The organism is Aureicoccus marinus (assembly GCF_002954325.1).
In the GTDB taxonomy this organism is placed as follows: Bacteria; Bacteroidota; Bacteroidia; order Flavobacteriales; family Flavobacteriaceae; genus Aureicoccus; species Aureicoccus marinus.
Genome location: NZ_MQVX01000001.1, coordinates 2,876,047 through 2,884,951 on the forward strand (window position 1 = coordinate 2,876,047; position 8,905 = coordinate 2,884,951).

Consider the following 8,905-nt stretch of genomic DNA (forward strand, 5'->3'; position numbering starts at 1 on the left):
GAGGTGATTGTAGGTCATATTGGTGTTTATGGCCTTATTGTAATCACGAGTCATATTCCCGTTGGAATCATAGGTGTAATCTGTGGTTTGATTGATGTTGTCTTTAAACCCAAAGTTGATGTTGCTGTTGTCTTGCACTTTGAGTAATTGGTTACCGATACCACTACTGGAATAGGTGTAGTCCAGATTATCCATAGTTCCAAAGCTTGTAGCAGCGGAATTGGTCCATCCCTTTCTTTCTAGTTTGGTGATGTTTCCGTTTTTATCGTACTCAACCTTCTTCAGGCTGTAACGATCCCACCAACCGCCACCTGCAAACTGTGCTTTGGTTATGCGGTTTAAGTGATCGTAGTGGTAGAAATAATAGAATTTGGAGCTATTGGTATTCTTTGTAGACCACATGACCTGCGATATGTTCCCATTGTAGAGTGGAGTGGCATTGGTCGAGTGGGTATCCCTGTCGTAGTAAAGACGCATGGCGAATAGATCACTGCCTTTGTTGTCGGGATTATTGATATCGGTAAGCCATCCTCTTACATTGTATTTGTAATCGATGTCTTGCAGTCTATTTTGGTTTGTTTTTCCTCCAATGGACTTTTGGGTAAGCTGACCAATACCGTCATAGGTGTTTTCGGCGATAACTTCTGTTGCTCCACCATTGATCTGGTTGGTCGCCTGGCTTAGCGCTCCAATCTGATTATAGGTGTATTTATCTACACTGGTAATGGTAGATTGACCTGTTTTACTATGCGTACTGGTGGTTTCTTCCACAAGACCTGCAAAATCAAATTTGGATTTAACCTTATCGGTGTAGTTAAGGAAAACTTGAACAATTCCCGCTTTAAAGTGAAAAGCGAGCTTTGGTCTCCAGGACTGATTGCTGGCGCAATCTTCCTTTGGTCCCACTCCTGAAAATACGAAACCCGCTCAGCCTACGGCCGAGGTGTTTTTCGTTCAAACCTGCTCATCGAAGCAAGCTTTGGTTACCAGGACTGATTGCTGGCGCAATCTTCCTTTGGTCCCACTCCTGAAAATACATCAAAAGCCCAATCCCGCTTTCGCGGTCTTGTTTTTTTCGTTCAAACCTGCTCATCGAAGCAAGCTTCAATCGCAGATTTAAACGAAAAAGCCCATTCCAAGGGAATGAGCTTTTTCGTGCTTTAAGTGGTACCTCCAGAATCACGAAGTCTAAGACTATAAAAGGTTAATCCTGGTGAATTGCGGGCTTTGAAATTGGTAATCGATGTTGAAAAGTCTATTCAAGGGCCTAGCTTGCGATAAAAGTTTGACCATATCTGTGAGCTTGGATTATTCGAATAGTGGTTATCATTTAAAGTGGAAACTAACTTTTGATCAATTTAGTTCGTTTTTCGCTATTGGTTTACAAAGATTAGTTCCAATTATTAAAAGATAGATTAACGTTTTTATCCTTTAACAGCATTTTAAATGCTAAGCTATCTTTTTCCTTAGTTAAGTTTGACAATAGCAAGCTATCACAACTAGATTGGTCGGTACATAAACTCATATCTAGTTTTATGGATTTATCAATAACCCAATAGCTCAAATTTTTTTGCTGGTCCTTATTAAACATAACAGTTTTTACAATGATGTAGTTCTCATTCTTCTTTGCTTCAAGGACGTTTTCTTTTATGACAGTATATCCGATACTGGAATTGTCATTATTTCCAGTGTAACCAATAGAGGCATAACTGCCTTCCTTCCATAAAAAATATCCCGATCCGAGACTTTCGTCTCCATAAAAGTTCTCGCAACCAATCAAAAGGCATGCAAATAGAAGTATCGATAGTATTTTATTCATAAACTTTACCTTATTACTTACTTGTTCTATACATCATTCTCGAATAAATAACCTTAATTAAACGCCATTTATGGACTCTATTTTTTATGTGATACAGGAATCGTTGGAAATAAATTTGGGGTCCCTCCTAAGAAAATATTATTGTTTAATTGCCCAACACCATAAATCAACACTGGAAATCCATGTGAGTCATTTAACTGTTTTAGACCTCTCTCCCCCCAAATTAATATATTTCTGAAATTAGAACCTCCGTAGTTCCAGTCATATGCATTAGCAGATCCGTTGGGTATGCTAACAGTTCCTGATGAATCAAGTAAGGTCATCTCTGTTCTGCCCAAGGCATATGTGGTATAGCGGGACCTATTGCTAAACGGATTGACGTGATCCATAAGATTAACATTTGTTTTGACATTTAAATTCTCAAAATACGAAGCATTTAATGTTCCAAAATCCATTTTTGAAGCGTCTAAATAAAGATAGTCATCTGCAGTGGCATTCGAATAATTCACATCGTCAGGGTGCGCTTTTAAGTTTGGATGACTCTTTGCCCATTCCACTCCTTCTCTTATAGTTACAACCCCATCATAATCTGGTCTGTTTTTTAAATTGGAATAATGCGCGTCTACTTTTTGATTGGTAGCCCAATCTTTTAGCCCTCCCATTCCCTTATTCTTATTGACTGCTTCTTGATGGGACATGCCTTGTTGAAAATCTTCTTTATCCATGACAATTACTTCTCCTTGCAGCCCTTCATTATCAGTTCCGAGAAAATTGCCTTCAGTATCGTAAATTGGCGACGCGGCGCGACCATCTGGATCAATAAAGAAGATAGGATTATTAACAGCGTAGTTATAAGGACTCAAATTATTAAAGTCCTCCGCCAACGGATCAACAACCATCCACCTACCTAGGGTTGGCTCATACATCCTGGCTCCATAATCATACATATCGAGCTCATGTGATTGATCAAATTCTTTGCCATTGTACTTATACTCGTACTCAGAGCCATTAACTACGTCATTATACCCCTTATGCTCAAGCCCGAAAGGGTAGTAGTTGTTTTCGTCCTTGATTGATGCAGTACCATTATTATCATTAAATATAATGCGCGTATTCCCCAAATGATCTTTTAGCAGGTAGTTATAATCCCAGAAGCCACCATCCTTTTCTACATAGCCTTCGGCAGTAAAGAATTGATCCAGGGTGTTGTTGGTATAGATGTGATTTCCCGCATACTCCGTTGTTGCACCTCCGCTAACTACTTTTTTCTGCTTGACTCCGTTAGCATCGTAGTAGTAGTTAATGGAACCACCGTTAATTGGAATAAAAGTCGGTAGATTGAGGTGATTGTAGGTCATATTGGTGTTTATGGCCTTGTTGTAATCACGAGTCATGTTCCCATTGGAATCGTAGGTGTAATCTGTCGTTTGATTGATGTTGTCTTTAAACCCGAAGTTGATGTTGGTGTTGTCTTGTACTTTGAGTAATTGGTTACCGATACCACTGCTGGAATAGGTATAGTCTAGATTATCCATGGTTCCAAAGCTAGTAGCAGCGGAATTGGTCCATCCTTTTCTTTCCAGTTTGGTGATGTTTCCGTTTTTATCGTACTCGACCTTTTTAAGGCTGTAACGGTCCCACCAACCGCCTCCAGCAAACTGTGCTTTGGTTATGCGGTTTAAGTGATCGTAGTGGTAGAAATAATAGAATTTGGAGCTATTGGTGTTCTTGGTGGACCACATGACCTGCGATATGTTCCCGTTATAGAGCGGAGTGGCATTGGTCGAGTGAGTATCTCTGTCGTAGTAAAGGCGCATGGCAAATAGATCACTGCCTTTGTTATCGGGGTTATTAATATCGGTAAGCCATCCTCTTACATTGTAAGTGTAGTTGATGTCTTGCAGTCTATTTTGGTTTGTTTTTCCTCCAATGGACTTTTGGGTGAGCTGACCAATACCATCATAGGTGTTTTCGGCGATAACTTCTGTAGCCCCACCATTGATCTGGTTGGTGGCCTGGCTTAGCGCTCCCACCTGATTATAGGTGTATTTATCTACACTGGTAATGGTAGATTGCCCTGTTTTACTATGCGTACTGGTAGTTTCTTCCACAAGACCTGCAAAATCAAATTTGGATTTAACCTTATCGGTATAGTTAAGGAAAACTTGAACAATTCCTGCTTTAAAGTGAAAATGATAATTCTACCATATCTGTGAGCTTGGATTATTCGAAAAGTTGTTAAAGTATCACTTAACTTTATATGAATTCTGTTTAATTCTGGACAAGAATAAAACTATGAGTTATTTTGACCCAGTTAAGATTTGAAAAGCCAAGACACATTTGCTATAAAACTAACCTAATCAAGTGGATCCGATTCTGGAGGAAACAAACACATTCCGATTACCTTTGATAACATACTAATTATAAGTCTTCTTCAGGTTAATTCTTGAAAAAGAACAATTTTATCATCCTACTCTTCAAGTAAAAATCAACTTAATAATTCGACATATTTACGTTAAACCTATGTGTTTTACCCTCTTTGTCGACGTATATGTAAACGTAGTAAGCTGATGTAGTTAAATTACTAAACTTGTACCAAGTGTTAGTTTCAAGATTTCCAATAATGGTTTTATTGCCGTTAGCAGAATACCATTCAAAACCATTATTCTTGTTGAAAAATATTGGGCTGTTTAATTTTTTTTTATCCTTTTTGATATTTAATCCAGAATAGCCAAAATAAGATGTGCTGTCAACTTCCAGCTTATTGATTATATTCCAGTGATTGGGAATTTCGCTTCTAAAATCAGAACTAAAAATATCCAATACACTGTCTTTTTTTAACATCATTTTCTCAATAAGTATTGAATTATTGCGGTCATCATCCCAATATTTATTAACGATATGTTCTTTGGTAATAACGATTTTTGGCTCTTGAGAGCAAGCTTGAGATAAAAAGATAAAACCTATAAATATTAATGTTCTCATTCGTTACTGCTATAAATTATTGAAATGATTAAGGCATTCAAAAAGTCATCTTTGTAAAACTTTTGACCTAACGTTTCAAAGCTGGTGTCATTCCCATAGTTATTGTCTATCTTCCATTTTTTGTAAGCGGCTAACGCACTTATCACTATTTTTTGTCCTTTAAGAGATAATTCCATTTCCCTTGAGCTTGTTTTGCGATATGGTGTTTCAATGCCCTCCACTTTTCCTCCACTGGTAAAAGTATTCAATCTTTCGATCATGTCTAAGTCAGCTTGATAAGTGTTTACATCGTCAATATAACTAGCACCAGGTCCATCTGCATTCGCTCTAGCTGTTTCATAGTCTTCATCATGCCTTTTGGCAATAGCATCAGACCAATCAATAGGTTGGAAATCAAAATTGTAATCTTGACCTCCTCTATAGTTGGTAATACTTCCAGCGCCTGAATACAATCCGTGATTACCGGCTGCAGTTTGAAAATTAATCCTTCTATTATCCCATCTAACTGTACCATCTTCATATGGCCCTGTGTAGGAACCATCTCTGTTATGGTAAACATGTTTTACACCTTTTCCTTCAGGACCGTAAGAAGCTGCGTTGTAATTTCCTGCGGGAGTACCATTCTTTTCATTAATTTCAGAATCAGTCATTTTATAATACTCCGTAGCAGGAAGAGTTGTTATGTGAGTTCCGCCATTCATTATGTGATGGACAGTTACATACTCCAGTCCCTCCAGTTCAAAACCATCAATTACTCGGTTTTCAGAGAAATTGTAAGGTGATTGAAAACGATAGTCTTCTGCTAATGGGTCAACACTCCAAAAACGACCTAGTGTAGGGTCACTTATTCTAAATTTCCACTCATGGATATTTAATTCTAGATCCTCGATAAATTCTTGCCCTTGGTATTGTTTGTAATTGTTCACCACCCCATTTATGGTAGAATTATATCCCATATGCTCAAGTCCGAAAGGGTAGTAATTTTTTTCAATCAAAATTTCGGAAGAATGATCTATGACACTATTGCCGTCCAAATCAGAGTATGCTAGTCGTAAATTATTAATTTGATCTCTATACTGATAAATATAGCGGAAGGAGTTGCCGTCAGGTTCAAGATAACCCTCCGGATGATTTAGATGCTCGAGGCTCCCATTCTTGTATATAAATGACCCCGCATACTCCGTTGTTGCTCCTCCGCTGACTACTTTTTTCTGTTTGACTCCTGCAGCATCGTAGTAGTAACTGATGGAACCTCCGTTAATCGGAATATAAGTCGGTAGATTCAGGTGATTATAGGTCATATTGGTGTTTATGGCCTTGTTGTAATCACGAGTCATGTTCCCATTGGAATCGTAAGTGTAATCAGTGGTTTGGTTGACGTCTTTAAACCCAAAGTTGATGTTGCTGTTGTCTTGTACTTTGATTAATTGGTTACCTATACCACTACCGGAATAGGTGTAGACAAGATTATCCATGGTTCCAAAGCTAGTAGCGGCGGAATTGGTCCATCCTTTTCTTTCTAGTTTGGTGATGTTTCCATTTTTATCGTATTCGACCTTTTTCAGGCTGTAACGATCCCACCAACCGCCACCTGCAAACTGCGCTTTGGTTATGCGGTTTAAGTGATCGTAGTGGTAGAAATAATAGAACTTGGAGCTATTGGTATTCTTGGTGGACCACATGACCTGCGATATGTTCCCGTTATAGAGCGGAGTGGCATTGGTCGAGTGAGTATCCCTGTCATAATAAAGACGCATGGCGAATAGATCACTGCCTTTGTTATCGGGGTTATTGATATCGGTAAGCCACCCTCTTACATTGTAAATGTAATTAATGTCTTGCAGTCTATTTTGGTTTGTTTTTCCTCCAATGGACTTCTCAATAAGCTGACCAATATCGTTATAGATATTTTGGGCAATGACTTCTGTAGCTCCACCATTGATCTGGTTGGTCGCCTGGCTTAGCGCTCCCACCTGGTTATAGGTGAATTTATCTACACTGGTAATGGTAGATTGACCTGTTTTACTATGCGTACTGGTGGTTTCTTCCACAAGACCTGAAAAATCAAATTTGGATTTAACCTTATCGGTGTAGTTAAGGAAAACTTGAACAATTCCCGCTTTAAAGTGAAAAGCGAGCTTTGGTCTCCAGGACTGATTGCTGGCGCAATCTTCCTTTGGTCCCTCTCCTGAAAATACGTCAAAAGCCCAATCCCGCTTTCACGGTCTTGTTTTTTTCGTTTCTATCCGCTCCCTAAAGCAAGCTTTGGTCGCGCTTAGAAACGAAAAAGCCCATTCCAAGAGAATGAGCTTTTTCGTGCTTTAAGTGGTACCTCCAGGATCACCAAGTCTAAGGTTATAAAAGGTTAATACTGGGAATATGCGGGTTTTGGAATTAGTAATCGGTGTTGAAAAGACTATTCAAGGACTTAGCTCGTGATAAAAGTTTGACCATATCTGTGAGCTTGGATTATTCGAATAGTGGTTAAAGTGTCGCTTAACTTTCAATCACTAAAGTTCACTTTTGGCTGACGGTTTACAACGGATTACAGATGCTCACCTCAAAGAAGTTCAAAGATTTCTTCAATAAAAACATGGCTTCGCTATAAGGCATAAAAAAACCACCCGAAGGTGGTCATTTTGTATTAATTAAATCTTTCTACTGAACCGTTCTCTTCTGGATAATGTTCAGAGTAATTTAAAGCTCCAACAACAAAACAATCCGTTTTAATATAATATTTGGTGTTTGGTGTTCCTTTATCTTTAAACCAACTTTCCCTAAAAACATATATTGTTGTATCAAGTGCCACTTTAACTATTTTCGCTTTATCATTTACCATTTCCCACTTATGTCCATTAGTATTCCAACAAATACCAAATTGGTCATCTAACTTAGTAGTTTTAGATATATCTAACTCTATATAGTCTTTTACAGGTTTTGATATGTGTTTACCTACAGCTATTATCCTTTCTTTTTTGTTGTAGTTACTAATTATTGAAACTACCTGTGACTTATCTTTTGAATATAAATGAATAACATTGTTTTTTCTCTCTGAACCACAGCTAAAAAATGCAAGAAAAAACAGAAATAAAGAAATATTTTTGATGTATGTTCTTTTCATAATTTATTCTATAAAATTATTGAGTTCAACTTCTTTTATTAGGTCATCAGCACGAAGTTTACGACCTATTTGATGTCCGAGTTTTTGTGCTTTCTGAGTAGGTGTACCTTCTTTGCTTGGTTTAATAGCAATAATATAACCTGTTCCACCGCCAGGAAGCCTTACTCGCAACATAGATGAATGCTGCAAAGTTTCCAACCCATCAAATCCTAATCGAGACTGTTCCCAGCTAAGCCCAGCTCGTCCTGCTACAATACCTGCCCCTCCATTACCAAAATCTCTTGCTGAACCTATTTTACCATTACTGGCTACACTTCCTCTATATCTATGTTGAATGTCCGATTTACCTTCTTTTCTTGCTTTTTCTATACCTCTTTCTTTAAAATCAAAATGTCCTCCACCTGTTGCTCTTGGCATGTAAATTCCTATGAATGGGTCATCTCTAATAATCTCGTTATCAATGAAGTCTTGACCTTCTGTTGATTCTAAATCAATAATTGCCCCTACAACTGCATTGTTGTTGTCATCATAAAAGGAATGACTTGTCAACGATTCTCCAATACTCAACCTGTGTTAATAGCATTCCCATCTTCATCATAGACTATTATATAAATATTATCATCACTATCGTCAGGGTCTCCGCCTTCAACAACTTCCCATTCACCATCATCATTTAATTTAACGTGAGTTGATAATCCTGTTGGGTCTGTTAAAAGCACTGGATTATTCATAGTGTAATTATATGGGGTCAGACTATAATCAAGTTCTGCAAGTGGGTCAAGAGTTGTCCAACGTCCTAAATCAGGTATATAATTTCTCGCACTAAAATCATAGGTATTTAAACCATGTTCTTCCTCGTATTCTTTTCCTTGATATTTCCTCCTCTGTTCATTACCATTAACTATGTCATTATACCCCTTATGCTCAAGACCAAAGGGGTAGTAGTTGTTTTCGTCCTTGATAGTTGCAGTACCATTATT

7 protein-coding genes and 1 pseudogene are annotated in these 8,905 nt (G+C 38.0%); all 8 read right to left on the minus strand.

From position 1 onward, the window contains the following. A pseudogene (locus tag BST99_RS13350) lies at positions 1-906 on the minus strand (hypothetical protein); the annotation flags it as partial. A gap of 484 nt (positions 907-1,390) precedes the next feature. Further along, positions 1,391-1,819 (minus strand): hypothetical protein, encoded by a 429-nt coding sequence (locus tag BST99_RS13360; RefSeq protein ID WP_146106305.1) that lies wholly within the window; start codon positions 1,817-1,819, stop codon positions 1,391-1,393. 77 nt (positions 1,820-1,896) lie between these two features. After that, the gene (locus BST99_RS13365) at positions 1,897-3,930 is read right to left on the minus strand and encodes an RHS repeat domain-containing protein (protein WP_105002242.1); all 2,034 of its coding nucleotides are present in this window, start codon (positions 3,928-3,930) and stop codon (positions 1,897-1,899) included. Positions 3,931-4,312: 382 nt separating this feature from the next. Beyond that, positions 4,313-4,804, minus strand: a complete 492-nt coding sequence (locus BST99_RS13370) for a hypothetical protein (protein ID WP_105002243.1) — start codon at positions 4,802-4,804, stop codon at positions 4,313-4,315. Then, a complete protein-coding gene (locus tag BST99_RS13375) occupies positions 4,801-6,855 on the minus strand; it encodes an RHS repeat domain-containing protein (RefSeq protein ID WP_105002244.1) in 2,055 nt (684 codons plus the stop codon). Before BST99_RS13375 ends, BST99_RS13370 begins: the two co-directional genes overlap by 4 nt. Before the next feature lie 593 nt (positions 6,856-7,448). Continuing rightward, the gene (locus BST99_RS13380) at positions 7,449-7,925 is read right to left on the minus strand and encodes a hypothetical protein (protein ID WP_105002245.1); all 477 of its coding nucleotides are present in this window, start codon (positions 7,923-7,925) and stop codon (positions 7,449-7,451) included. A gap of 3 nt (positions 7,926-7,928) precedes the next feature. Next, positions 7,929-8,492, minus strand: coding sequence for a hypothetical protein (locus BST99_RS13385; RefSeq protein WP_105002246.1), 564 nt, complete (start codon positions 8,490-8,492; stop codon positions 7,929-7,931). After that, positions 8,489-8,905 (minus strand): RHS repeat-associated core domain-containing protein (locus BST99_RS13390; protein WP_181044238.1); only part of this gene is annotated, 417 nt, incomplete at its 5' end. The genes BST99_RS13385 and BST99_RS13390, both read right to left, overlap by 4 nt.